The following is a 26,402-nucleotide window of genomic DNA, read 5'->3' as shown; positions in this document are numbered from 1 at the left end:
GTGTCCGTTTACGGGATGACCAGGTCTGCCCTGGCCTGCTGCACCGGGCTGTCGGCCAAGGCGGCCTGTATCTGGCCAAACACGTCATCCAGCAACGCATGGCGCCTGCGGTACATGGCCCGTTTCTTCGCCGCAACGTCCTCTGCCGCGCGTTGTGCGGGGGCCAAGGGAATGCTGAAGAAGTCTTCGCGGTCCGATGGCCCGGCGCCATTTTCCTGCCAGATGACATCGTAGTTGGCCGCCAGGTCCTGGTGCTTGTCGGCGCCAAAATAGGGATGGCGATGGTGGCGGTATTGGTCCCCCACCGCGTAGATACGCTCGGCCCCCACCGTCCTCGCCACGCATTTGATCGCCTCGATCAGCAGGCTCCTGGGGCGCAAGCCTTCGAAATCCTTGGTCAGCTCCCGGTAGATGGTCAGCGAGGTGTCGCTGTCCACGCCCTTGTGGATGCCCTGCACGGCGCCGATGTACAGGCACACGCCCGCCGCTTCCCGGCACAGGGTAAAGGCCAGCGAAGCCACCCGCAGATCGCCCTGGAACAGGTTGACCACCAGCTCGCCTTCGCGCTGAAACCAGATCGGCCGGTCGAGCACCAGGCTGCAACCGCTGGCGTATGCCGACAGGTCGCACAGCTGCCGATGCTCGTCACGTCGCAACAGCAGCAACGGGGCACAGTGCGCGGCCACCACTTCGTAGTGCGACGCCACCGCTTCAAGCCGCTGCGGGGCGCCCCAGCACTTGCTGATGTAAGGCCACTGAACCACGCCGATGCAGTCGACGCCCAATCGCTCGAAGCGCTCCTGGCCCAGGGCCTGCGACATGCGCTGGGCGAACGCCTGCAGGCCGGACCACTCCCGGGCCATGGCTACTGTCAGCTTGAACTTGTTGTTGAGCGCACGCAGCGAATAGCCGGGCTGCAAGGTGAGCACGCTCCTGGCCAGCGATCTGAACGTCATCGTCATGTCATTTGTACTCGATCAGCAGCGCCTTGCCGGCCGCATGCCTGTTGAGCAGGAACTTCGCCTGGCCGAGCATTTCCGGAAACTTGCCCACTACCAGGAACACCGCCTGCCACCAGTTCTCCCGCGTCGAGCGCCCACCGCGGCGGGCCAGGCGCACGATCTGCATCGGATAGACCAGCAACAACCACAGCCCCCAGCCGCCCGACAACAGGCTCACCGCCAGGATCGCCAGTGGCAGGTTCAGGCCCCACAACCAGGCGCGCCGTGACTCGCGCAGCCAGTGGCGCTCCGGCGTCTGCCCATGCAGGTAGGCGCCTTCGGCATAGGCATAACCGGCACGCAGGCTTCGCCGCCACCATTGCCCGAATCGGGTCATGGCGGCATCGTGCAGAGTCATTTCATCGGCCAGGCGCCAGACCTTCCAGCCCCCTGCACGCAGGCGCACGCACAGCTCCGGCTCTTCACCGGCAATCAGTTCCGGACGAAAACCGGACACCGCCATGAAGGCATCGACTCGCATCAGGGCATCGCCCCCACAGGCCTTGGCTTCCCCTACGGGGGTATCCCATTCGAGGTCGCAGAGCAGGTTGTACACCGAACGCTGAGGGAAGCGTTCGCGTCGGCGGCCACACACCACCGCCACGTCCGGGTGCTGGTCGAGAAACGCCTGGGCCTTGCCCAGCCAGCCGGCATCCACTTCGCAGTCACCGTCGACGAACTGCACATGGCGGATGCCGGGCACGATGCCTTGCAGGCAGGCAAAGCCTTCATTGCGTGCGCGTGCGGCGGTAAAGGGTTGCGTCATGTCCAGCGCCACCACTTCAACGCCCAGCCGCTTCGCCAGCTGTACCGAGCCATCGGAGGAGCCGGAATCCACATACACCAGCTGATCCGCACGCCCCATCAGCGACAACAGGCAGCGCTCCAGGCGCTGGCCTTCATTGCGGCCGATCACCACCACTCCAATGCCTGTCTTCATCGGCGTCACTCGTCAGTTGCGGGCCAGGTCAGGTGTACTGCATCGCATCACTGTGCTTGCGTGCCTTGATGGTCGCGGGTACCCCTACTGCCAGGCAATTGTCCGGCACATCGGTCAGCACCACCGCGTTCGAGCCTATCGCCACGTTGTTACCGATGCGTATATTGCCCAGCACCTTGGCGCCAGCGCCGATGTCGACGTTGTTGCCGAATACCGGGGCAATGGGTTCGTCGACATTCTTCAGGCCTACCACCACGCCGTTGCGGATCCGGCAATCGTCGCCAAAACGCGCATAGCCACTGATGACGATGCCGCCGAAGTGGTCGATGACGAAGTTGCGGCCGATCACCACCTCACAGGGCAGCTCGACCCCGGTGATGATCTGCACGAACTTGAACAGCACCTTGTAGACCAAGGAGCACGGTTTGCGCAGCAAGGCCGGGCGCACGCCATAGCGCCAGCGGCCAAAGCGGTAGACCAGCAGTACCCAGAACCCCTGGGCGCCCCAGTCACCACCATGAGCGCGCAAGTCTGCACGGATGTTATCGAACATGGTTTCACCTACCGTGTGGGCTGGCTGGCAAACTGGGTCTTGAACAACAGTGACCAGGTGGCGCGGGTATGCCGCCAGCACGCCTTGATCGCGGCCAGGCCGCGGCCCTTGAGCAATGCCTTGAGCGCCAGCACCAGGTCGCCCAGGCTCACCAGCAGCATGTGCAAGGCCAGCCCCGCTGCACCGTGATGCTTGCGGAAATACAACAGTTCGCTTTCGATCTGGTAGCCGGAGATCTGCCGGCTCGCCGCTTCCAGTTCAGCCACCGACTTGGAGCTTTCTCCGCCGATGTGCACCACGGTGGTATCGGGGAAGTACACCACTTTCCAGCCGGCCGCCTTTACCCGCTTGCAATGGTCCACTTCCTCGTAATAAAGGAAGTAGCGCGGGTCGAACAGGCCTACCTGATCCAGCACTTCGCGGCGCACCAGATAGAAGCAGCCGGGCAGCCAGTCACACTCACGCACCGAGGCGTGGTCCCAGTCCATTTCATCGACCATTTTCAGCCCGGGGAAGAAACGCTGGAGCCCGGTGCGCCCGACGAACACGTTCAAGGGGGTCGGGAAATAGCGACAGCTCGGCTGCAGGTCACCCTCCCGGCCTACCAGGCGCACCCCGAGAATGCCGCACTCAGGGTGTGCGTCCATGTAGTCGATGGTTTTCTGCAGACTGTCGGCGGCCACAAAGGCGTCAGTGTTGAGCAGCAGCGCGTACTTGCCCTGCAAGTGTGCCAGCAACTGGTTGTTGGCGCGGCCGAACCCGACATTGAGCTTGTTGCTCAACAACAGGGCTTGCGGGCAGACCTTGCCCAGACGCTCCACAGAATCGTCAACCGAGGCATTGTCCACCACCAGGTAGCTGGCCAATGCCTCACCCCCTGCGGCGCGCAGCGCATCGAACATCGGTTGCAGCAACGCTGCGGTGTTAAAGTTGACCACCATCACGTCGACAGGCTTCTTATCCATTGCTGCCGTCCCCGAAGAAATAGCGACGCCTGTGCATCGCCAGGGTTGACTCCAGCGACGGGTCGAAGGAGCCTTTGCGTTGCTTGATCAGGTCTATCCAGGGGTAGGCGTTGCAGCGCGCTTCGACCCGCTTGATCAGGTCTTCGGTGGTACAGATGAACTTGGCCGGGTTGCCGCCGACCACCGTCCCGGGCGCTACGTCTTTGGTCACCACCGCACCGGCAGCCACCACCGCATCTGGCCCGATGGTCACTCGCGGCATGACGATTGCGCCGTGGCCCACGAAACTGTTGTCCTTGACGTCGATGACACCGACCGAGTCGAGCTTTCTGCCATAACAGAGTTCGATCAGCGCCACCACGCCGTCATGGCCAATCAATGTGCAGTCGGACAAGCCGACGTTATTGCCGATGCGTACCAGGGCCGGGTCGGTGACGTTGCAACCGACATTCATGTGAAAGTTGCTGCCCACCGAATAGAACTTGCCCCATCGATGCTGAAACTCGCCCCATTGCCGCGGAGTGGGTTTACAGAGTTTCAGGTAGGCCGTCACGCCCCGCCCGGTGGTGTTGGCATAATGCGCCACTGCACTGCGTATCCATCCAAACATATGGCAAGCCTCGCAAATCAAGCAACCCTGGACTGTCCCTGAGGCGAACACGGTCTCGTTCTTGTGAGTGTTGACCCTGTTGCACTCAACCCTTGCACACCGCTGTTTCAGTTCAACCGGCTCAGGCCGCCGCCTTTGCCGCACGCATCTTCTCGTTGAGGTGGTCGGCCAGCCTCAAGGCGAATTGCAGCAGTGGCATGGTCGGGTTCGAAGCCCCGCCGGTAGCGAACACGCTGCTGCCGGCGACATAAAGGTTTTCAATGCCAAACACCTTGCAGTTGGTATCGACCACCCCGTCCTTGGCATTGGCCGCCATCCGCGTGGTGCCCATGTGATGCGCATGCGGTGACAACCTCAACGGCAGGCTGGTGTCGTAGACGTAGTCGTTCAGTTTGACGAACCCCAGGCCCATTTCTGCGAACTGCTTGGCCAGTTCACTGCCGATGCACTTGATCGTGTGCCGGTCGCTGGCGCTCAGTACCCAGTTGACGTTGACCTTGGCCACCCCCAGCTCGTCCTGCTCGTCCAGCAGCGATATGCGGCTCTGCACGTTGGGGAACTGCTCGATCAGGGTGCTGATCACGCCATCGCCGGGGCAGCTGAACTTGGCAACGAATTCGATCTTGCTGGCCACGCCCATTTCGCAGGCCAGGTTTTCCAGGAAGTACTTCACCTCAGCCGTACGCCCGTAGGTGCGCACATCGGCCAGCACAGACGCCAGGACATTGCCTTTACCGGCGTGATACTCGGCGACGAAGGCATCGGTGGTGAAATACTGGCGGGGCTCCGTGTCTTCGCCGCTGCGCAGGACGAAGGTACCCATGTCGATATTCAGGTGCTCCATGAAGCACCGCCCAACCAGCCCGTCCTTGTGCACCACGCCGGCCTGCACCAGCGACTGGCTGTTTAGCAGTTGCCTGGCGTTTTCAATGGCCCCCATGGCGAGGATGTAATTGCGCGCGTTGACAGGCTGGCGCTTGCCGTCGTAGTCGGAAACCTGCACGGCCTTGAGCTGCCCAGCGGCCTGATCGAACAGCAGGTCGACACAGTTGCAGTTGATGAATACATCCAGCCCAGGCGTTTCGTTGAGCGCTGTGGCGTACTTCTGCGCAAAGCGCGTTGGCGGGCTGAGCAGAAAGCGGTCGGCATCGAAATCGCCACCGTTGAGGCCTGCATTCACCGCGCGAAATTCCGCGCCCTGTGGCAGATCGACGATTTCCATGGCGCCTGGCAGATAGCGTTCGACTTCCGCATAGGGGATTGGCCAACCCGGCATGTCGACGGGTGGTGGCACGGCAAAATCAGAAGCAGTGAAAGGCCGGCAGCGGCCCATCCAGTGATTGGAGGTGCCGCCCAGGTAACGCAGGCGGGCTTCCCCGGGGTACAGCTCGAGGCCAGTGGAGGTGCACTTGTACAGCGCCTGCGAGCGCGGCGTGTATTCGCGCCCGCCACCTTCGAGCAAGGCTACGCTCCAGCCGGCCGCGGCCAGGCGCAACGCCAGGGTGATCCCCGCAGGGCCTGCGCCCAGGATGCAGAAATCGTAGGCGTTTCGCAGGCTTTTGTCGGCGTCGTAATCCTTGATCATGAGCGTCCATCCTGGAAGTATCCGACCGGCAATACCCAACCATTGATGATGACGAAACCGCCCTTGGGCTCAGGGTTGCGCGCTGCCCTGGCGTTGGCGCAGACACCGAACACGGCCGCCCCGGCACTCAACAAGACACAACTGCGAACAAAGCTTCTGCGCCCCAGCGAAGAAGTACAAAACTGCAGCTTCCCCATGATCACAGCCCCATACCGTTGGTTTTTTCTTATGCCCCGCGCACTGCTGCGGGCCTTGCCGGGCGACCATCAGGATCAATCGGAAACGCGCGTCAACAAGGCACCCCTATCGCAATCATAGGCATAACCAACGCCACTCGCCTGTGCTGGAATGTTCGCATCGCCATGACTCCAATCGACTGCATGACTTCAATCTCCGACCGAATGGCTAGAAGTCACTATAGTTTCATTTAGCCACGATGCTAGCCTCCATCCAGCCCACCGAGGGATAGGTGCCTACAGCCCATGCCAGAACATTTGCGAGCCCTGGTCGTCATTCTGCTTGTGGCCAGTGTGGTTTTCTTCATGGCCCGCCGTCCGGCGGCCGATCTGATCGCCGTTGCGGACTTCAAACGGCGCCGCAATCTATGGTTCACCCTGACCCTGATGGCGTTCTTCGCCCACAGTTTCTGGGTGTATGCCGCAGCCGCCACGGTCATCCTGCTGGTCGCCAGGCGACGTGAGCACAACCCGCTGGCGCTGTTTTTCATGCTGTTGTTCCTGATCCCGCCGGCCATGACCGAAATACCTGGCTTTGGCGTGGTCAACTACCTGTTCGACATCAATCACCAACGGGTACTGACCCTGTGCGTACTGCTCCCGGCGGCGCTGGTGCTGAGCAGGCAAAGCGAGAGCGTTCGCTTCGGCCGGCTGCTGCCCGACAAGCTGCTACTGGCCAGCCTGGTACTGACCAGCGTGCTGGCGCTACGCGAGACGACGGTCACCGACACGCTGCGCCAGGTGTTGAGCCTGTACATCGATGTGTTTCTGCCTTACTACGTGGCCAGTCGTGGCTTGCGCGAACTCAATGACTTCAAGGACGCCATGCTCGCGTTCGTCCTGGTTGGCTTCCTCCTGGCGCTGCTCGGGGTCGCCGAGTATGTCCGTCACTGGCTGCTGTACAACGCCCTGCTCGATGCCCTGGGCCTGCAATGGGACATGAAGGCCTACCTGAGCCGTGGAGGCTCGCTGCGTGCCAGTGTCACCACCGGCCAGGCCATCGTGCTCGGCTACGTGATGGCGGTGGCCGTGGGTTTGTTCCTGTTCGTCCAGCACTTCGTGCAGCGGCCTGCGCACCGCTACCTGGGCGCCCTGCTCCTGGCTGCCGGGCTGTTTGCGCCACTGTCGCGCGGCCCGTGGATCGGCGCCGGGGTGATCGTGGTGGTGTTCATCGCCCTGGGCCGGCACGCGGTGTCACGCCTGGCATTGCTGGCCCTGGCCGGCGTATTGAGCATACCGCTGCTGAGCGTGATGCCCGGTGGCGACAAGATACTCGACCTGCTGCCCTTCATCGGCAAAGTGGACACAGAGAACATCACCTACCGCCAACGCCTGCTCGACAATTCGTGGATCGTCATCCAGCGCAATCCGCTGTTCGGCTCCTTCGATTACCGCAGCACCCCGGAAATGCAGTCCATGATCCAGGGCGAAGGGATCATCGACATCGTCAACACCTACGTCGGCCTGGCCCTGCGCATCGGCTTGGTGGGGCTGGGGCTGTTCCTCGGCTTTTTCGCCTGCATCCTGCTGGGTATCTACCGGGCGGTACGCGCGGTCAGCGATAACGCTGACCCATACCGCCTGCTAGGGCGTGTTTTGCTGGCGACCTTGCTGGGGATCCTGGTCACCATTTTCACCGTCAGCAGCATCACCGTCATCCCGATCGTGTACTGGTCGATAGCCGGGCTCAGCGTCGCCTACATACAGATGATGCGCCGACAGGCCATTGAAGAGCCCCGCCAGGTGACCACCATCAGCCTTCAACCGAGGTAGTTCGATGCCCAGCCTTGCCCTGTGTACATGGACCCGCACATCGCTACTGGTCGGCCTGCTGGCATTGCCAGTGGGCGCCTGGGCATCCGAGTGGGTGGTGCGTGTCGACGAACAGAACGGCCTGCCCACATTGACCCACGGGGGTGGCCCGGCGTTTGTTTCCAGCTTTGACTTCTGGGGCGCGAACTGGGGCTGGACCGGGTTCTATCCGACGCTCAAGGTCGATGGCCCCTACCGTTACATGCTGAGCGGCACCAACAAGGACCTGGACTTCGACCTCAAGGCCGTCATCCACAAGCCCCAGGCACAAACCCTCAGCTGGGACTTCGACCTGCAGGCGCACAGCCGGCAGAGCGACGTGATGGGCGGCGGTATCGTCTGGCGCTTCGACCCCACACTGATTGCCGGGGAAATGGGCGACCCGGTGCTGTTGCCCGACAACCGCGGCTGGGCGTGGGGCAAGAACCCCCAAGGGCCGCACGTCGAAATGCGCTTCGATCCACCGCTGGCCAAGGTCTATTTCGAACGCGGCAACACCGACCAGGTGCGCACCTTCTTCTACACCGACCCGATCAAGCCTGGGCAGCAGCAAATCAAGGCGCAACTGAGCGTGACCGGGGATATCACCATCGGCCAGACCGCCACGGAACGCTTCGGCATGAGCGACCCCACCACCTGGCCAGATGACCAGCTCGACTGGCGCACCTCGCCGGTTGACCTGTCGTTCCTCAACGCGCCGGAGAAACCGGCCGGCAAGCGCGGCTTCGTCAAGGCCGAGGGTGAGCAGCTGGTGTTTGCCGACGGCACACCGGTACGCTTCTGGGGGACCAACCTGTCGGCCTATTCGCTGTTCCGTACGCCCGACGAGGAAATCAGGCTGCAGGCCAAGCGCCTGTCGGCGCTGGGTTTCAACCTTGTGCGCCTGCACCATCACGACTCCCCTTGGGTGACCCCCAACATTTTCGGCGACCTGCAACAGATCAAGGACACGCAAACGCTCAGCGCCGAGTCGTTGAAGAAGATCGACCTGTGGATCAAGAGCCTCAAGGACGAAGGCATCTATGTCTGGCTCGACCTGCATGTGTCGCGGCCAGTCACGGCCGCTGACAACATTTATGGCTTCGACGAGTTGCCCAAGGACCATGGTGTCGCCGGCCTCAAGGGCTACCTGTTCGTCAACACCAGCATGCAGCAGGCCTTGAAGCGCTTTGCCGAACAGTACCTGACCCACGTCAACAGCTACACCGGGCTGGCCTACAAGGATGACCCGGCGATTGCCGCCGTGCTGATCACCAATGAGAACGACGTCACCCACCACTTTGGCAACGCGCTGCTACCCGACAAGGATGTACCCAGGCACAGCAAGCTCTACATGGACCAGGCCAAGGCCTTTGCCGAGCGCCATGACCTGCCCGCAGACAAGACCTGGCGTGCCTGGGAGCATGGCCCTTCGAAGCTGTTCCTCAACGACCTGGAGCAGCGTTTCTATGCCGACATGATCGGTTACCTGCGCACGCTGGGCGTCAAGGTGCCGATCGCCACTACCAGCACCTGGGGCCTCAATGGCTTGTCCTCGCTGCCTGCACTGACTGCAGGTGATGTGGTCGACGCCCACAGTTACGGCGGCCTCGGCCAACTGGAGAAGAACCCGCTGAGCAGCGACGGCATGATCAACTGGCTGGGTGCGGCGCAAGTACTGGGCAAGCCGATGACCGTCACCGAGTGGAACGCCGAACCCTTCCCCCTGCCTGACCGCCACACGCTGCCGCTGTACGTGGCCGGCACCGGCAGCCACCAGGGTTGGGACGCGATCATGCAGTACGCCTACAGCCAGCAGGCATTCTTCGAACAATGGCGCCGGGCCGACAACTGGAACGCCTACAACGACCCAGGGCTGATCGCCACCCTCCCCGCCGCCGCCCTGCTCTATCGGCGCCAGGACGTGCACCAGGCCAAGACCCGCTACGTCTTTGCGCCCACGGCAGAAACGCTGTTCAACCAGGACATCTCGCCGGCCAATTCGGTGATGTTGCGCACGGCCATGGAAAAAGGCCGCCTGCAGATCGCCATGCCGCACACCCAGCAGTTGCCGTGGCTGCAGGCCGGCACGCTGCCGGCTGACGCGCAGGTGCTGAAAGACCCGGGGCAGTCACTGATCGATGCCAATGCCAGCGAAGCCGTAAGCGACAGCGGCGAGCTGCGCCACAACTGGCAGGAGGGCCTCTACACCATCGATACGCCCATGACCCAAGCGGCGAGCGGCTGGCTGGGCGGCCAGTCGCTCAATGTCGGTGACATTCAGGTCCAGCTGAAAACCGGCTATGCCAGTGTCGTGGTGCAAAGCCTGGACAGCAAGCCGCTTGCCCAGTCGCGCAGCCTGCTCATTTCACTGGGCAGCCGCGCCATCCCCAGGCCCGAAGACGTCACGCCCTTCCATGTCGAACCACTCGAGGGCAGCCTGAGCATCAAGGCGCCGGCAGGCCTGAAACTCTACAGCCGCAGCAGCGATGGCAAGGAAAATGCCTTGCCGGCGAGCTACAAGGATGGGCGCTACCTGATCACGTTCGATGGCCAGCACATGGCCAACTGGCTGTTCTTGAAATAGGGCATATCGCCATCTACAGTCATTGAAGCCCTGTACGCCAGGCATTCAACGCTGCGTCTGCTCCAGGAGGATTGGATGAAGTATCTGGTTGTCGGTGGTGCAGGTTATATCGGCTCACACATGGTCAAGCACCTGCTGCGTGCCGGCCATGACGTGGTGGTGGCAGACCTCGAGGCGCCGGCATCCGGCGTCGAATGGGTGTGCCTGGACATCGCCGACGGCCACGCGCTGGACACCCTGTTCGGCGATTACCACTTCGAGGCCGTGTTCCACTTCGCCTCGTTCATACAGGTCGGCGAGTCGGTGGCAGACCCCGACAAGTACTACCTGAACAATGTCTGCTCGACCCTCAGCCTGTTGGAGGCCATGGTACGGGCAGGCATCAAGCGGCTGATCTTCTCCTCCAGCGCCGCCGTATATGGCGACCCTCTGTCTGTTCCCATCGACGAGCAACACCGCAAGCTGCCGATCAACCCCTACGGGCGCACCAAGTGGATGGTGGAGCAGATGCTCGAAGACTTCGACCGGGCCTATGGCCTGCGTTCGGTCAGCTTGCGCTATTTCAATGCCGCAGGCGCTGACCCGGACGGTGAGCTGGGTGAATGCCACGAGCCGGAAACCCATCTGATTCCATTGATCCTGCAGGCAGCCTCCGGGCGGCGCGAGGCCGTGACCGTGTTCGGCCATGACTACGACACCCCGGATGGCACCTGCATCCGCGACTATATCCACGTTGCCGACCTGGCTTGCGCGCACGCCCTGGCCGTGGAGTACCTGCAGGCCGACGGCGCGACGACGGCGTTCAACCTGGGCAACGGGTTGGGGTTCTCGGTGCAGGAAGTGATCGATACTGCGCGGTCGGTTACCGGGCGGCAGATCAATGTGATCGAGGCCCCCCGCCGCGCTGGCGACCCGCCCCGGCTGGTGGCGGATGCCGAGAAAGCCAGGTCCGTGCTGGGCTGGCAGCCCGCGCTCAGGTCACTGGATGAGATCGTCAGTCATGCGTGGGCGTGGGAGTTGAAGTATCCCTGGAGGTGACAGCCAGCCCCTTCACGGTTGCTCGACGCGAAGGGGCCACCTCTCACTCAATAGTAGGTCCGCGGTTGCTCATCCGCCTTGTTCAACACCGCTCCCACCAGGTTCGATGAAGCCAGGTGATACAGGCAATCCTCGATGTCCTTCTTGCTGTTCATGCCATTGGCCACCACCAGCAGCACGCAGTCGAACCGCGGCAGCACGGTGATCGCATCGTCCGAACTCAGCAGTGGCGGCAAATCGAAGATGCAGATCCGCGATTCATAACGGTCGCGCAGCTCGCCGATCAGGGTGTTCACCTTGGGCGACGACAGTACCTCGGTAGACATCGGTACCGGCTCGCGTGTCGGCAGCACGACGAAGCGTGGCAGGGTCGGATTGACCAACGCCTCTTCGAGCCAGGCCTTGCCATCGAGCACGTCGTTCAGCGCCTTCTCCATCGGCAAGCCGAGGCTGCTGCCAACCCGTGGGCGACGCAGGTCGAAGTCCACCAGCAAAGCGGTCTTGTTGGTGTGGTGGGCGATACTCATGGCCAGGTTGACCGCCAGCACCGTCTTGCCCGCCTCGGGGGTTGGCGAAGTGATCGCCAGGGTGCGCCAGCCATTGTCCTCCATGGCCTGCAGCACCTGGGTGCGCAGCAGATCGATCGCCCCGCTCAGGTTCGAGTTCTTGTTGAAGGAAACGATCCGGTTGCGCTCCAGGTGGTCCGCATTCAGCGGCACCACCTTGGTCTGCACATAATCGAACAGCCCGAGTTCCCCAGGTTTGTCCATGACCGATGGCACCTGCGCCGTATCGGACGTGGCTGGCGAAACCTGATGAATGTTCTTACCAATAGCCGGCGTACTTCTGTCCATCGCTGCGCTCCCTATTCAAACCGAGCCATAGCTTTGAAAAGCAGGAGGTCCAGAGGCATGTAGAACATGTGGACACCCACCAACAGGATAGCAACCACCAGCAAAGCGGCAGCGATCATCATGGTCAGCAGCCGCTTGCGCCTGGCCTTTTCCGCCTTGGTCGCGATATACGGCACAGCCACCAGCACGCGCCGGCCCAGTACGCTCTCCAGGGCACCGACACCGCGCACGCGCTGATTGAGCATTTCCAGCAGCATCACCAGGCCACCGCCAGCGGCCGGGGCCAGTACCAGGCCAAGGGCGACGATCTTCTTGCGGTTGGGTTTGACCGGTTTTTCCGGCATCAGCGGCGGCTCCAGCAGCACGAAGCGCTCGGCCTTGTTCTCCTGCTCGAGGCTTTCGGTGATTTTCGCGCCCATTTCCTTGTTGCGGATTTCCTCGTACTTCTTGCGCGCGTTGTCGTGATCGCGCATCAACGTCACCAAGCCGCGCTCGACTTGCGGTGCCTCGAGGATATCGGCCTCGTAGCCTTCCATCTTGGTGGTCAGCTGGCGCTTCTGCTCGGCCAGCGAGGCGATGCGCGATTGCGCGGCAGCCATCTTGGTACGGACCCTGGCGGCATCCAGGTTGGTGGCTCCCGCGGCGGCGATCCCCTGGTCGCCAGAAGCCTTGAGCGCGTCGATCTTGCGCTTGACCGCCACCACATCCGGGTGCGCTTCAGTGTACTTGGTCAGCAGGCGTGCATACTCCGCCTTCAGGCCTGGCAGGTCTTGCGGATCGGGTGCAACGGCCCTGCCGTTGGCCGTCTGGGCCGGCGCGCCGGCGTTGGCTGCGGCCAGCTCCAGCTCCAGGTAGCGCAGTTCTTCCTGCGCAGACTTGTAGTCGCGGTCCACTTCGCGGAACTCAAGCTCCGAACGCGAGAGCATGCTCATGCGCAGTTGCTGGTTCTCGGGCAATGCGTTGGCGTGGGTCTGCTTGAAATCGGCCAGCTGGTTTTCCAGGTCGGCCAGCTCGGCACCAAGCTTGTTGGCTTCCTGGGTGAGGAATTCGGTGGTTTCGGTGGCGCGTTCGGTGCGCTGCTTCATGTTCTCGTTGAGGAACAGCGACACCAGTTCGTCAGCCACTTCCTTGGCCACTTCGGCGCGTTTGTCTTCGTAGGAAACCGTAAAGGCCACGGTGGCCTCGCCGCGCCCCTTGACGTAGGTGCTGAGCGTGGCGACCACGATCGCACTGCGCATCTGCTCGATCTTGTCGGTTTCGCTGAAGCGGCTGCCGCGGTCGGCGAACAGCTTGTACTTGTCGATGATCCGCAGCAGGTTCTCGCGAGTCATCACTCGCTGGCGGATGACCTCGATACGCTCATCGGCAAAGGTATTGTTGCCGGCCGAGACCAGGTCCGGGGAGATCTGCTGCGACTCCACCAGAATGGTCCCGGTCGACTGATAGATCGGCGGAACGCTGATCGCCACCCCGATGGTTGCGGCCACCACGACCACTATGACGATCCCCAGCAACAAGGCACGGTCCTTGATGATGGCGATGTAATCTTTGATAGAGAGCTCGTACTCAGATTTCATAGTGGCCACCAATCCGAAATTCAGATGTCGGGGTATCGGTACGTCAGCGTCAAACCAGCGATGGTAGCGTCGGCATTGGGCAGGCCCTTTTGCTGGCGCTCCTTGTACAACAACGAAAACCGCAGGTCCCAGGCCGGCGAAAACGCCCGGCTGGCCCAGACGCTGTAGGTTTGCAGGGTATTGGGGTTCTGCCCTTTGCTGTCCTGCCACCAGGCGTCTGCGCCGACCCGGGTGGTTTCAGTGAGCAGGTAGCTCCAGCTGCCACGCACCATGTCCATCTCGGCGGCACCGCCCTGGGCGTTGGACATCGTGCTACGGTCGGCGCTGAAACTGGCCTCGTGGCGTGAGCCGCGGTAGGTCAGCGATGCGCCGCCTTCACCACGGCGCTGAGTCCCGGCACCGTTGGTCTGGTTGACCCCGACATGCATGGCGCCGACCAGGCTGTCGGAGAACTGGTACTTCAGACCGATGCTGGGGACATAGCTGTTGGTGGCGACTGCCGTGGTGGTGTCATCCGGCTCGTAACGCCGCGCTTCGAAACCGGTGATGATGTCGGTACGTTCGCTCCAGGCGTACGTCCAGGTGAAATCGTTGGCGTACTCGTCGTAACCGGTCAGCGTACTGATGTTGTAACTGGCGTGGGAGTAGCGAAGTTCGTTGGCCAGGGTGCTGCGCTCGCTTACCGCGCTGCTCCAGTTGCCTGTGAGCCGTGACATCTTCTGGGTGCCGTCGGTGGTGGTCACCACACCGGTATCCTGCACCGCGCCAGAAAGCGTCGAGCTTTCATCGTACTGCGCCAGCAGGCCAAAGCCACCGCTTTCGGTTTCGCGTTGCCAGCCCAGGCTCAGGTTGGGGTCTTCACGGTCATCCATCACCGAACGGTCGGATGAGCGCAGCACATGCATGCCCACGCCCATGCGCAGCTGGTCGCGATCGAACTGACCTACCAGGGTGTAATCAGGCGCAATGATGGTACGCGTCACACCTTTCTCCTTGGAGGTAAGGAGCAATGGGTTGCTGTCGTACTCGACAGTCGTGGGAACCTCGACTGAAGACTGCCAGTTGGCGGCATCAACCACCCCGGAGAACGGCATCATCATGATCGCCGTTACAACACTCGTCGTTTTATTGATAGGCACAAGTCGTTCTTAATTATTAGGAGAGTCAGGGTACGACCAGCGTATCGCCAGCCTGAAGTTGGAAGTTGGTGGACATGTCACGCCCAGAAACCAGATCCTTGTAACGCACCGGCATGACCTTTTGGCCGCGGATGACCTTGATGGCGCTTTCGTCGGCGAATTTGTCCATTCCACCCGACATGCTCAGGGCCTGAAGCACCGCCGTAGGGCCTGCCATCGGCACCGGGCCGGGCTTGATCACTTTGCCTTGAACATATACCAGGTTACCCGCGGTGCTGGTGACGACCACGCTGACATTTGGCTGGGCCAGGTAAGGTTTCAACGCGGTCTCGATTTTCTTTGCCACGGCGGTGGCTTCAAGGCCGGCAACATCCACACGCCCTGCCAGCGGGAAAGTGATACTGCCATCGGGAAGAACAACGGTTTCCTGGCGCAGGGTGTCTTCCTGCCACACCGAGATCATCACCTTGTCACCGGGACTTAACAGGTAAGTCGAGGAGGACGTGTCGGCGGCGGCGCTGCCAGAGCCGACTACCAGGGCGCAGAGAACGGACATCAGCAAACGTACCATGAGGGATCCCTCCGGCCAGTCGGCCCAGGTTAAGAGCACTGAATGAGTACAACGACGAACCTCTCGCTCCGCTTCGCAGCCCGTTTGCTGCGACGGCCACACCCATCCTGGAGGCGCTTTGCCGCGATGCCGCCCTGCCTGCCTGTTTATCGACTGTTCGCGTCGAGGACGCTGGCTACTGGAATATAGCAACAGCTGTAAAATTGACAAGCATCGGCCACCCCGAAAAACATAAACGTCCACGCTTTAGCGTCAACGCATTGGCATCGCGATAAAACCGAAACAACTTAGATCTTCTTTCTATTGGCCACCGCGATGAAACCGATCACGGCGGCGGCGAACAACCAGCCCGCCGTGGACAGCGGCACAATAGTGTTTTCCGATAAGTAAGAATCCGCCGCTCGCGCTGCACCAGTCAATAACACCAACAGGAAGAAAGACTTGATGAGCAAGGTCGAGCGCATATTCGTCACCTTCAAAGAGGAACGTTGTTATTTATTGGCGGAAGACTGGATCGCTGTTGATTTGAGCTTATGGGCACAATGACATTACGTCAATGATCCGACACCATAATAAATCTCAATCGGACAGGGCTGGCAGAGTCAAAAAGCCGTCAACATGAATTCGCCGACCTCGACGCCGTGCCAGTGCTGCATTGCGCACGCAGCCGGCCAGTCGATCATCGCCCCGTCGAGGTTGAATATGGGAACAGATCCAGCGTTCGCTCCACTTCATCGACATCGATGGTGAAGCCTTCACCTTGCGGCGTCCCGACCACGAAACCGAAGTGCTGATGATCGCGATCCGTCAGGTATTTGTAATAGCTGACAAACCGGTTCGGCGGCTGCAGCGCCAGGATCGAACCGCCGGGCTGCAATACATTGACCCCGTGTACCAACTGGCTGCCTTCAACGCCGATCACCGTCCGCGCCCCGGCACAGGCGGCAACGATACCTGGCACATCGGTTTTCATCGGGTCGACAATGCGAAAACCACGGTACTTCTGCAGGTGCATGGCGACTTCGAGCTCATTGCGCATGAGGCGCAAGTCGCCCTCGCTGCCACGCAGGATAAACACCCCCGGGTGCGGCGAAGAGTCAACATGCGACAACAGCTTGTCACCCATGGCGCGATAACGCGAATACCTGCTGCGGTTGTTGCTGAGGTCGTCGAACAACACCAGCTCGCGGAAAAACGCCCCACGCGTGCGCAGCGGTTGCATGCCCAGCCAGCGCTCATACGCCGGCCCCTGGGTGAACAGCGGGTAACGTGCCGAGGGCGCCGTGGTCACCGGCACGCCTTCTTCGCAGGCCAAGGCATAGGTCGGGCAGTCTTCCATCAGCCAGGTACCGAACCAGGTGTTGCCGTTCTGGGTGCAGTAGATGGCCCCACGGTCGATCTCGTGATCCACCGTGATGCCAGGGAACCGGCCCGGTTTCAACGACAACCAGTGGCTGGCATTACCCTTGTACAACGCACCGTCGACCAGCCAGACATCCTTGAACAGGTAGCCCCGGGTCGGCCCCTGTTCGACCGTGATCCCGCCTTCCATGGTCCGCCCGGGATGCACATACGGGTAGAAGCGCTTGGCCTCCCAGCCCGTTACGCGTTCCAACTGGTTGGGCAAATAGAACGCCGGCGGCGATACGGTTGTTTCACCAGGGGCGATATCCCACGTTTTCTCGGCGACACGCTTGATATCGATATCGGCCTTGCGTGCCAGGCGCTTGCGCGCGATGTGCCGGTAGGCGGCCAGGGTCCAAGTGTTCTGGCTGGCAAGCGAAGAACCGCTGAGGTTCGAGATACCGCTACCCATGAAATGCCCCTCCCGAGGTGACACGTCTCTGGCCTGAGGCAAGGCACGCATTCCTGGCATGCCTTGAAGCCGGTTCAGCTGGAAACGACAACCCGTTCCATCATGGGCGGGGACTGTAGCGTGGCGTAACGCGAGCGCAGGGTTTGCAGGAATGACTCGCCGCTGCTCCTGGCGCCATAGAGGTAGATCTTGTGCAGCCCACCAAACACCATTTCGTGATAACGGCTGGCGACCTCGTCGTCACTCGGCCCCTCTGGCAACCCCAGATGCAGCGTCAGTTTGTTGCCCTCGACAGCAAACAGCGGTGTATCCCAGAGGAACTGCGCAGTCCCCGTGCGCGGCAGGCGGACAAACAGGTAGGCATGGTTGCCCAAGGCATCGATATCGCCACCACGCCGGCGCTTCCACTTCAGCAGGCCATCGTCCGGCCGCGCCAGGCAAAGGCCGATATCGTAATAGTCATAGCCGTTGGCCAAAGCCCATTCGAGGGCCATGAAGGTGGTGATCGAGTTGACCTCGCGCAGCCTTTTCGGGTCTGAGAACACCGCCTCGCAATAACCGAAGCGCAGGGTGCTCCAATAGCGTTTGCCATCGCGCGTGATCTCGCAGCCCAAATGGCAACCGATCACCTCTTCACCGCAGGTAATCAGGTCAAGGCGCCCGACTCCCTTGGCCAGACGGAACACTTCGTCGGTGGGAAACTGCGCTGCATGGATGCCCTGCCTGGCCGTGGCGTAAGGCCGCAACAATTGTTGATCGGCCATGGCGATCTCGTCATCGGCGAGGGTCTGGCGCATCTGGTAGAGCGGGCGGTGCTTGCGAATGCTGCGGCGCAATTCACTGTCGTAGCGAGCAGTGATGTCATCGAGCGAACGCCCCAGGGGCACCACCGCGCTCAGGTAATGGGGCACGGTCAACGCGCCGGACGTCGGCATTTCGCTGACAACCACCACGTGGCGGCTGGTGGCCGGTGCAGCCGCCTCGGCCGCTTCGACGGCTGACTGCTGGCCCTTGCCGCCGATCAGCAGCTTGGCCATTTCGCGCTGTTGCTTGCGACCGATGTAGAGAATTTCGTAAGGGCTGGCTTGCTGCAGGCGGAAACGCGAGATTTCCCAGCGCCATAAGCAAGTTCGAGCCAGCACTTCGCGTAACTTGCTTGAAACAGTCCGGATCTCGTAGCGCATGGAAGGCGAGATCACTTTTCGCGCCACAGCCGCCAGGTTCTCTTTCATGTCTGCTTCGACATCCTTTGATGTTGTCAACGGGGCTGATCGGAAAACAAAAGAGCGGTGCGATAAAGCCGGCATAACCAATTGATTTATAAAGCCTCAACTTTGGATGCGGCCTTCATGTTCAGTAACCATTTAAGATGCAGGAATGCTGCTTGGCAAGCGGCATCTTGACAGCATTGCAGCGTCATTAATGGCGTCAAATTTCCCGTTACCTGGCGGCTTCCACAACGGCTTTCGCTATATATAACGCAGTGCCACGTTCACACGTTGCGCTACCCCACTACCACAGCGCGCTCTTGCAACTGCGGCCTGATGGTCTCTTTCAACGAAGGAGCCCCAACATGGCCAACCTGACTGACGCTGTGCCGCATGCAGAGCTGATCTCTGCGCAACTGCCCCTCTGGGCCCGCCACATCACACCCCAACATTGGCAAGCCATGCGCCGCAGCCAGCGCTTCGAGGCCTTTGACCAAGACTGGTACAACAATGCCGCGCCTGATCTGCGTGAAGCCGTAACGGCCAGCCATGCTCGCCTGCAGCGCGCCCAGGCAGCGCTGGCCCGTTCGCTGAAAGGCCTGAAGCAAATCAGCGAATTTGCCGAACCGTTGCTACAGACGCGCCTGGCCGAAGCCGGCTTCACGGCATCGCTGCACGGCAGCGAATTGCTGCGCGTCGAACGCACGTGGACCTGGAGCGTGTCGGGCTATCTGTACAGTCATCGCCGTGACCCTTTGCTGCAGGCTGCCTTGCAGAACTTCGCCGATGACGAAACGTTCACCCGGGAAAGTGCCATTGCCTTGAGCGACAAGATCCATGTGACGCCCATCAAGGTGCATGGCAGAGCGCCAACCGGCCCGCAGACGCCACCCGCGCATTTTCTGCTGGCATCCGAGCGCTATGAAGTCGAGCGACTGGCGCTCACCCCGGAGGCGTTTGCCCAACTGTGCCGCGAACTCGACCTAGGGGGTGCCTACCAGGCGCATCTGCAGCAATGCTTCGCCGCACCGCAGGCAAGGGAACAGGCCATCGCGGTCCGACGGGACCGCTTGCGCCTGGCAGCGGACGTTGCCTACCTGCGCCACACGTTGAGCGGTGCTACACGCGACCAAGTGGACAAATTGCTGCAAGGCGGCGACGTGCCCTGTTGGCAACTGGCACTGTTCGGCATCGTCTTGCATGAGGTGATGCTGATCGATGCGGGCAGCTCAGGCTGGCTGCTCTATTTACCCGACGACAGCCCTGCCCTGCACCTTTGTACCGACGTCGACGCCATCAACCAGCTGCTGGTGGATCTGCTGAAGGCGCCAGAGAACCGACAGCGCCTGCATCCGTACCTGAGCCAGGCCGACCAGCCGCGCATGCTCGACCTGCTGCAACAAAATCTTGACGAAACCCGCGCGGCCGACCTGCACCCCACCCTCCAGGCCATCAACGGCAAGCCCTTCGACTTTTATCAGGACCAACACCTGGCCCGCCTGAAAAGCGCTGCCGAACAAATCGCCGTACCGACTGCCGTGGCCGACGCCCAGGCCCGTGCCAAACGCATCGCAGCGTGGGAAAGCCTTGGCCTGGACGTGCTCAACCTGGCCGCTTTCTTCATCCCGTCCGTGGGCACCGTCATGTTGGCTGTGACGGCCTGCCAGTTGCTCGGGGAGGTCTACGAAGGCTATGAAGCGTGGCACGAAGGCGACCGTCACCAGGCCTTGCAGCACCTTGAGGCCGTCGGTCTGAATCTGGCCCTGATCGGAGGCCTGGCAACCGCAGGCCGCGTCGTGCCGAAGCTGTTCAGCAGCCCCTTGCTGGAAAGCCTGCAGGAAGTTCGCTGCAGCGATGGCCGCGACCGGCTCTGGCAGCCAGATCTGCTGCCCTACCGCAGTCCCCAGGTGTTGCCAGAAGGGCTGCCGGCCAATGCGCAAGGCCAATACCTGCAGGGTGACAGGCATTACATCCGCATGGACGGCCAGCTCTATGAACAGCGCTTCGACCCGCACATTCAGCAGTGGCGGATCGTCCACCCCGAGGCACCGGACGCCTACCAGCCGCCACTGGAACATAACGGTCAGGGCGCCTGGCGCGCTGCTCACGAACAGCCGCAGGCATGGCCATTCACTGTATTGGCACGACGGTTGGGCGAGGACTACGCGGCGTTCACACCCGCGCAACTGGAACTGGCCGGCCAGATATGCGGCGTCGACGCAGCGCGCTTGCGCCTGGTACACCTTGAAGGCCGGCCGGCGCCCGCGCTGATGCTCGACACCTTGAGGCGCATGTCCGGCGAGCCGCTCGAGCTCATCCAGAACGAAGCAGAACCGCTTTTGCAGCGACACCGCGAATGGCCACTGGTTCGCGCGCTGGAGGGGCTGCTGGTGCACCAGCAAGGCACCACCGACAGTGAACGGCTGTTGCTGAGCTGCCTCGATGACATGCCGGAATGGCCTGCTGACCTGCGCCTCGAACTGCGCGCAGGCAGCCCGCAAGGCCCGCTGCTCGACAGCAGCGGAAGCAATCTGGCAGGCACGGTCTGCCGAGTGATCAAGTCAGCCAGAGGTTACGAGGCCGATCTGGGCGAACGACCTGCACCGGCGCCCCAGGACCAGGACCTGTGCCGAGCAGTCGAACAAGCACTACCAGGCGCCTGGCGCAAAGCTCTGGGTATTTCGACCACCGATGGCAACACCTTGCGCCAGCGCGTAGTGGCCTGGACCGAACCCCGCCGCACCGAGTTGCTGCAGCGCCTCTGGGGCGCTGGCGCCCGGCGCCAGAGCGCTCGGACAGGCTTGCGAGGCGGCCGTCGCACACTACCCAGCGGTCCCTATCTGCAAGTGCCATTGGCCAGCCGCTACCGCCGTCTGTACCCCGCCTCGACCGATGAGGAGTTCCTGAGCGCAATGGACGACTGGCAACAGCAAGGGCGTTCGCCGGCAGCAGAAATGCGCAACCTCGAGCGACGCCTGGAAGCCCTGCGCCGCGACCTTGGCGAGTGGGCACGCCCCGACCCGCATTACCCCCATCGGCGACAGCAGGCCGTTACCCCGATCATCAATGCCTGGCGACGGATCTCCAGGTTACGGCTGGGCGAGGACGCAATGGTCTACAGCCTGGACCTCGCGCGCCTTGACCTGGAGGACCGCGATCTGGCGAGCCTCGCCCTGCCGGACGATTTCACCCACATCGAGCATGTGTCGCTCCAAGGTAACCGCAACCTGAGCCTGTTGCCCGCCGAGTTCTACGAACGCTTCCCCAGGCTCAAGCGCCTGCTGCTGAGCCATTGCCGCTTCGCCCGCTTGCCGCGCCTGGCCAACCCCCAGGCGCTGGCGTGGCTGGACCTCGACAACAACCGCATCACCTGGGACGACAGCGCCCAACAGATGTTCGACCAGTTCACCAACCTGGGCGTGCTGGACATGGGGGGCAACCCGTTGCTGCGCGCCCCTGACCTGAGCCGCATGCCACGCCTGTTCACGCTGTTCCTCGACAATTGCGCGCTGACCGAGTTGCCCCGAGGGCTGGAGAGCATCACCAGCACGCCGGTGACGCTCGACCTGGCCGGCAACCAGTTGCAGCAGCTACCAGCCAACTTTCGAGTATCGCAGCCGGTCGCCCAGGCAATGCGCCTTGAAAGCCGATGGCTCAGCTCACGCATGCTCGAGGAAGTCGAGGCCTACAACGCCGCGCATCAGGTGGACCTGCTGGTGGATGAAAGTGATTACGATGAGTTCTTCAGAGGCGCGGGTCCCCATGAAGAGGCGCTATGGCAACGCCTGCCGCTGCAGTACCGCCGAGACCTGAGATCACTGCTGGACCTCGAACCCTTCACTTCAAGGCCCAGGCGTGCCCGCACTGAATTCTGGCGCCGCCTGACGGCGATCGATCACAACCCGCAACTGCGCGAGCACGCCTTGGCGCGGCCCGCCCACGAGCTGTTCGATATCGCACTGTAAGTACGCTGTCATCAACGTGGCAAACGCGCCCTGAGCGGATTGTGCGCGATCCACTTCTGCAACTCGGCGGCCGGCATCGGCCGCCCCAGCAGGTAGCCCTGGCCCTGGTCGCACCCGGCATTGCGCAGGAAGTCATACTGCTGCTGGGTCTCGATCCCCTCGGCAGTGATGCGATAGCCCAGCGCATGCCCCAGGTCGATGATCGCCCGGGCAATGGCCACCGCATCATCGTCATCCGGCAAGTCCTTGATGAACGCCCGGTCGATCTTCAGGTGGTCGATGGGTAAGGCGCGCAAGTAGGCCAGCGACGAATAACCGGTACCGAAGTCGTCCACCGCCGTGGCCACGCCCATCGCCTGCAACTGGGCCAGCGCCGCACAGGCCTGTTGCTGGCTTTCCATCAGCAGGCTCTCGGTGATTTCCACTTCCAGCAGGTTAGGTGCCAGCCCATGACGTTCCAGGGCAATGGCCAGGCTTGACACATAGTCGCTGCGCTCGATCTGCAGCGCCGCCACGTTGATCGCGAGCGGGCCCGGCAGGCAATCGGCGGCGCGCCAGGCGGCCATCTGCGCACAGGCAAGATCGAGTACCCGCTCGCCCAAGGGAATGATCAGGCCGGTACGTTCGGCCAGCGGGATGAACTCGCCGGGCGGAACCAGCCCATGGTCCGGATCACGCCAACGCAGCAAGGCTTCGACACCTTCCAGCTGGCCGCTGAACAGGTCGACCTTCGGCTGGTACCACAGTTCGAACTCGTTTTCCTGCAAGGCCCGGCGCAAGTTGCGCTCCAGTTCCAGGCGCTGGTGCAGCCGCGCGGTCATGTCCGGGTGATAGGGGCGCCAGGCGTTGCGCCCACCCTCCTTGGCCGCATACATGGCCGTGTCGGCATGGCGCAGCAGGCTGCCGACGTCCTCGCCATGTTGCGGGCACCAGGCCAGGCCGATGCTGCCGGTCACCAGCGCGGCGTTGCCATTGAGGTCGAACGGCCGCTGCAGGCAGCGCAGCAACTCGCGCAACTGGTGGCTGACCTGTCCCTGGGTGCCCTGCAGCATGAACACGAATTCGTCACCGCCCAGCCGGCATACCCGGTCGCTGCTGTCGAGTTCCTGCAAGAAGCGCGCAGTCGCCTGCTGCAGCAGCAGGTCTCCCATGGCGTGGCCCAGGCTGTCGTTGACCTGCTTGAACCCGTCGATATCCAGTAGCAGCACGGCCAGCCCATGGCCTTGGGCAGTGGCCTCGGCGAGCTGTTGCTGGAACAGCACCCGGTTGGGCAAACCGGTGATGGTGTCGTAATGCGCCAGGCGCTCCAACTGCGCCTGGGAGCGCTGTAGCTCGCGGTTACGCTGTCGCAACTGGCGCTGCTTGCGGTTGATCTGCGCGATGAACAGGCTGAGCAGGCCGCTGCAGGTCAAGGCGAACCAGAACAACGGCGAGGAGAACAGGCTTGCGACCTGGTGGTTTTGCTGGCGCTGGATATCCACGTGCCCAAGGGCCATGGACACGCCGATACCGGCCAGGGAAACGCCCACCGGCAACAAGCGGCAGAGGGCCCGTCGCAGCGTGCCGGTGGTCGGTTTCTGTTCGTAGGTCATCGGGGAATTGGACAGGGTCATAAGCCTGCAGGCGTGAGCGATTGCCCCTGTATCGGCGCGGTGCCGGCGAAATTGAGCCAGACTGGTGTTTTTCTTGCCCAGGGTGCATGCTCGAAGCTGAAGCGTTTCACCCGTCCAGACACGTGAGGTGCAGTACCCATGGAACATCTGCTCGATTCGCTGTTTCCGACCGCCGAAGACATTCCTGAAAACTGGCGCCTGGAAGCACCACTGGAACAACGCGACTATCTGGTGAACGGTGAACTCCGGCGCTGGGACGGGCCACTGGCCACGGTCCGCAGCCCGGTCTGGCTGAAGGAAGCGGATGGCGAGCGCCAGGTCGTGCTCGGCAGCGCGCCCTTGCTGGATGCCGACACCGCCCTCACCGCCCTGGACGCGGCAGTGAACGCCTACGACAAAGGCCGTGGCGCCTGGCCGAACATGCGCGTGGCCGAACGTATCCAGCACGTGGAAACCTTCCTCGCGCGCATGCGTGAGCAGCGCACCGCCGTGGTCAAGCTGCTGATGTGGGAAATCGGCAAGAACCTCAAGGACTCGGAAAAGGAATTCGACCGTACCTGCGACTACATCGTCGACACCATCAACGCCCTCAAGGACCTCGACCGCCGCTCCAGTCGCTTCGAACTGGAACAAGGCACCCTTGGCCAGATCCGCCGTGCACCGTTGGGCGTGGCGCTGTGCATGGGCCCCTACAACTACCCGCTCAATGAAACCTTCACCACGCTGATCCCGGCCCTGATCATGGGCAATACCGTGGTGTTCAAGCCGGCCAAGTTCGGCGTCCTGCTGATTCGCCCGCTGCTCGAAGCGTTCCGCGACAGCTTCCCACCGGGCGTGATCAATGTCATCTATGGCCGTGGCCGCGAAACGGTCAGCGCGCTGATGGCCAGTGGCAAGGTCGATGTATTCGCCTTCATCGGCACCCACAAAGCCGCCAGCGACCTCAAGAAACTGCACCCTCGCCCGCACCGGCTGCGTGCGGCCCTGGGCCTGGATGCGAAGAACCCGGGCATCGTCCTGCCCCAGGTGGACCTGGACAATGCCGTGGAAGAAGCCGTGACCGGCGCCCTGTCGTTCAATGGCCAACGCTGCACGGCGCTGAAGATCCTGTTCGTGCACGAGGATGTGGTCGAACCCTTCCTCGACAAGTTCCAGCGCAAGCTCGCCGCGCTCAAACCCGGCATGCCCTGGGAGCCGGGCGTCGCGCTGACGCCACTGCCGGAGCCGGGCAAGGTCGACTACCTCGACCAGTTGGTAGCCGACGCCAAAGCCAAGGGTGCGCAAGTTCTCAACGACGGTGGCGGGCAGAGCCGCGGCTCGTTCTTCTACCCCGCCCTGCTCTACCCGGTTAACCGCGACATGCGCGTCTACCACGAGGAGCAGTTCGGCCCGCTGGTACCGGTGGTGCCTTATCGCGACCTGCAGACCGTGATCGACTACGTGCTCGACTCCGACTACGGCCAGCAGCTGAGCCTGTTCGGCAACGACCCGGCCACTGTCGGCCACCTGGTCGACATCTTCGCCAACCAGGTCGGCCGCATCAACCTCAACGCCCAGTGCCAGCGCGGCCCGGACACCTACCCGTTCAACGGCCGCAAGAACAGCGCCGAAGGTACCCTGTCGGTGCACGATGCCTTGCGCGTGTTCTCCATTCGCACCCTGGTCGCGACCCGCTTCCAGGAAGCCAACAAGGCGCTGATCAGCGAGATCATCCGTAACCGCCAGTCGAGCTTCCTGACCACCGACTACATCTTCTGACCGCCGCGCTTATAGAAAATCGATCTAGCCGGGTTGTCGATTTTCCCCGTGCGCAGACGACCCTATTGCATCAGGGCGCCCATCGGCGCCCCTTGCAAAGGAGCGTCGCACATGGCAGCCAAACCGATCCCCGAAGGCCAGCACAGCATCACCCCGTACCTGGCCATCAACAACGCCGCCAAGGCCATCGAGTTCTACAAACTGGCCTTTGGCGCCACCGAAATGTTCCGCCTGGAAGGCCCGGGCGGCACCGTCGGCCATGCCGAACTGCGCATCGGTGACTCCTCGCTGATGCTCGGCGACCCTTGCGACCGCGAGGGCGGCCTGACCGCCAGCCAGAAACTCACCGGTGCCGGCGTCGGCCTGCACCTGTACGTCGAGGACTGCGACAAGGTTTATGCCCATGCCCTGGCGGCCGGCGGCACCTCGTTGCACCCGGTGACGGACCAGTTCTACGGCGACCGCAGCGGCACCCTGAAAGACCCGTTCGGCAACATCTGGTTCGTCTCCACCCACAAGGAAGACCTGACCCCCGACGAAATCCGCGCCCGCGCCGCCAAGATATTCAGCGGCAGCTGAGCGACGAGTTGAAAGC

General features: G+C 62.3%; 20 protein-coding genes. 6 read left to right on the top strand and 14 right to left on the bottom strand.

The window, feature by feature from the left end; all coding sequences use genetic code 11:
• Positions 1-8: 8 nt before the first annotated feature.
• The 6 genes from CQW31_RS05830 to CQW31_RS05805 form a co-directional block, all read right to left on the bottom strand.
• Positions 9-956 (bottom strand): DUF535 family protein, encoded by a 948-nt coding sequence (locus CQW31_RS05830; protein WP_054885461.1) that lies wholly within the window; start codon positions 954-956, stop codon positions 9-11.
• 7 nt (positions 957-963) lie between these two features.
• Positions 964-1,941 (bottom strand): glycosyltransferase family 2 protein, encoded by a 978-nt coding sequence (locus CQW31_RS05825; protein ID WP_054885422.1) that lies wholly within the window; start codon positions 1,939-1,941, stop codon positions 964-966.
• Between the two features lie 28 nt (positions 1,942-1,969).
• Positions 1,970-2,494: a serine O-acetyltransferase gene (locus tag CQW31_RS05820; protein WP_054885423.1), complete on the bottom strand. Its 525-nt coding sequence runs from the start codon at positions 2,492-2,494 to the stop codon at positions 1,970-1,972.
• Positions 2,495-2,502: 8 nt separating this feature from the next.
• Positions 2,503-3,459: a glycosyltransferase family 2 protein gene (locus CQW31_RS05815; protein ID WP_054885424.1), complete on the bottom strand. Its 957-nt coding sequence runs from the start codon at positions 3,457-3,459 to the stop codon at positions 2,503-2,505.
• Positions 3,452-4,069 carry a transferase gene (locus CQW31_RS05810; RefSeq protein ID WP_054885425.1) on the bottom strand — a complete coding sequence of 206 codons (618 nt, stop codon included), beginning with the start codon at positions 4,067-4,069 and terminating at the stop codon, positions 3,452-3,454. The genes CQW31_RS05815 and CQW31_RS05810 overlap by 8 nt, the downstream gene beginning before the upstream one ends.
• Before the next feature lie 121 nt (positions 4,070-4,190).
• The gene (locus CQW31_RS05805; RefSeq protein ID WP_054885426.1) at positions 4,191-5,654 is read right to left on the bottom strand and encodes an FAD-dependent oxidoreductase; all 1,464 of its coding nucleotides are present in this window, start codon (positions 5,652-5,654) and stop codon (positions 4,191-4,193) included.
• Positions 5,655-6,136: 482 nt separating this feature from the next.
• On the opposite strand from CQW31_RS05805, the gene CQW31_RS05795 reads away from it, so the two are divergent.
• The 3 genes from CQW31_RS05795 (at position 6,137) to galE (ending at position 11,306) form a co-directional block, all read left to right on the top strand.
• Positions 6,137-7,663 carry an O-antigen ligase family protein gene (locus CQW31_RS05795; RefSeq protein WP_099814034.1) on the top strand — a complete coding sequence of 509 codons (1,527 nt, stop codon included), beginning with the start codon at positions 6,137-6,139 and terminating at the stop codon, positions 7,661-7,663.
• A gap of 4 nt (positions 7,664-7,667) precedes the next feature.
• Positions 7,668-10,268, top strand: a complete 2,601-nt coding sequence (locus CQW31_RS05790; protein WP_099814033.1) for a glycosyl hydrolase family 5 — start codon at positions 7,668-7,670, stop codon at positions 10,266-10,268.
• A gap of 75 nt (positions 10,269-10,343) precedes the next feature.
• Complete coding sequence (galE, locus tag CQW31_RS05785) at positions 10,344-11,306, top strand: UDP-glucose 4-epimerase GalE (protein WP_099814032.1); 963 nt, start codon at positions 10,344-10,346, stop codon at positions 11,304-11,306.
• A 47-nt stretch (positions 11,307-11,353) separates the two neighbouring features.
• On the opposite strand, the gene CQW31_RS05780 is transcribed toward galE, so the two are convergent.
• The 7 genes from CQW31_RS05780 to CQW31_RS05755 all read right to left on the bottom strand — a co-directional run bounded on the left by CQW31_RS05780 (position 11,354) and on the right by CQW31_RS05755 (position 18,495).
• A complete protein-coding gene (locus CQW31_RS05780) occupies positions 11,354-12,160 on the bottom strand; it encodes a CpsD/CapB family tyrosine-protein kinase (protein ID WP_099814031.1) in 807 nt (268 codons plus the stop codon).
• Positions 12,161-12,171: 11 nt separating this feature from the next.
• Positions 12,172-13,737, bottom strand: a complete 1,566-nt coding sequence (locus tag CQW31_RS05775; protein ID WP_099814030.1) for a Wzz/FepE/Etk N-terminal domain-containing protein — start codon at positions 13,735-13,737, stop codon at positions 12,172-12,174.
• 20 nt (positions 13,738-13,757) lie between these two features.
• A complete protein-coding gene (locus tag CQW31_RS05770; RefSeq protein WP_178075556.1) occupies positions 13,758-14,876 on the bottom strand; it encodes a hypothetical protein in 1,119 nt (372 codons plus the stop codon).
• Between the two features lie 25 nt (positions 14,877-14,901).
• The gene (locus CQW31_RS05765; RefSeq protein WP_054885433.1) at positions 14,902-15,447 is read right to left on the bottom strand and encodes a polysaccharide biosynthesis/export family protein; all 546 of its coding nucleotides are present in this window, start codon (positions 15,445-15,447) and stop codon (positions 14,902-14,904) included.
• A 287-nt stretch (positions 15,448-15,734) separates the two neighbouring features.
• Positions 15,735-15,911 carry an EPS-associated small membrane protein EppA gene (gene eppA / locus CQW31_RS31295; RefSeq protein WP_177332388.1) on the bottom strand — a complete coding sequence of 59 codons (177 nt, stop codon included), beginning with the start codon at positions 15,909-15,911 and terminating at the stop codon, positions 15,735-15,737.
• A 215-nt stretch (positions 15,912-16,126) separates the two neighbouring features.
• Positions 16,127-17,263, bottom strand: coding sequence for a glycosyltransferase family 61 protein (locus tag CQW31_RS05760; RefSeq protein WP_054885434.1), 1,137 nt, complete (start codon positions 17,261-17,263; stop codon positions 16,127-16,129).
• 74 nt (positions 17,264-17,337) lie between these two features.
• Complete coding sequence (locus tag CQW31_RS05755) at positions 17,338-18,495, bottom strand: hypothetical protein (protein WP_099814029.1); 1,158 nt, start codon at positions 18,493-18,495, stop codon at positions 17,338-17,340.
• A gap of 341 nt (positions 18,496-18,836) precedes the next feature.
• On the opposite strand from CQW31_RS05755, the gene CQW31_RS05750 reads away from it, so the two are divergent.
• The gene (locus CQW31_RS05750; RefSeq protein ID WP_099814028.1) at positions 18,837-22,436 is read left to right on the top strand and encodes a dermonecrotic toxin domain-containing protein; all 3,600 of its coding nucleotides are present in this window, start codon (positions 18,837-18,839) and stop codon (positions 22,434-22,436) included.
• Positions 22,437-22,447: 11 nt separating this feature from the next.
• Here the strand turns inward: CQW31_RS05750 and CQW31_RS05745 are convergent, their stop codons facing one another.
• Positions 22,448-24,049 carry a bifunctional diguanylate cyclase/phosphodiesterase gene (locus tag CQW31_RS05745; protein WP_099814027.1) on the bottom strand — a complete coding sequence of 534 codons (1,602 nt, stop codon included), beginning with the start codon at positions 24,047-24,049 and terminating at the stop codon, positions 22,448-22,450.
• A gap of 138 nt (positions 24,050-24,187) precedes the next feature.
• On the opposite strand from CQW31_RS05745, the gene CQW31_RS05740 reads away from it, so the two are divergent.
• Entirely contained in the window at positions 24,188-25,807 is a 1,620-nt protein-coding gene (locus CQW31_RS05740) for an NADP-dependent glyceraldehyde-3-phosphate dehydrogenase (RefSeq protein WP_099814026.1), read from the top strand.
• Positions 25,808-25,918: 111 nt separating this feature from the next.
• Positions 25,919-26,386 (top strand): VOC family protein, encoded by a 468-nt coding sequence (locus tag CQW31_RS05735; protein WP_099814025.1) that lies wholly within the window; start codon positions 25,919-25,921, stop codon positions 26,384-26,386.
• Positions 26,387-26,402: the final 16 nt, after the last annotated feature.

It is taken from the genome of Pseudomonas sp. 382 (assembly GCF_002759075.1).
GTDB lineage: Bacteria > Pseudomonadota > Gammaproteobacteria > Pseudomonadales > Pseudomonadaceae > Aquipseudomonas > Aquipseudomonas vlassakiae.
This window is presented reverse-complemented; position numbering and strand designations above follow the sequence as displayed.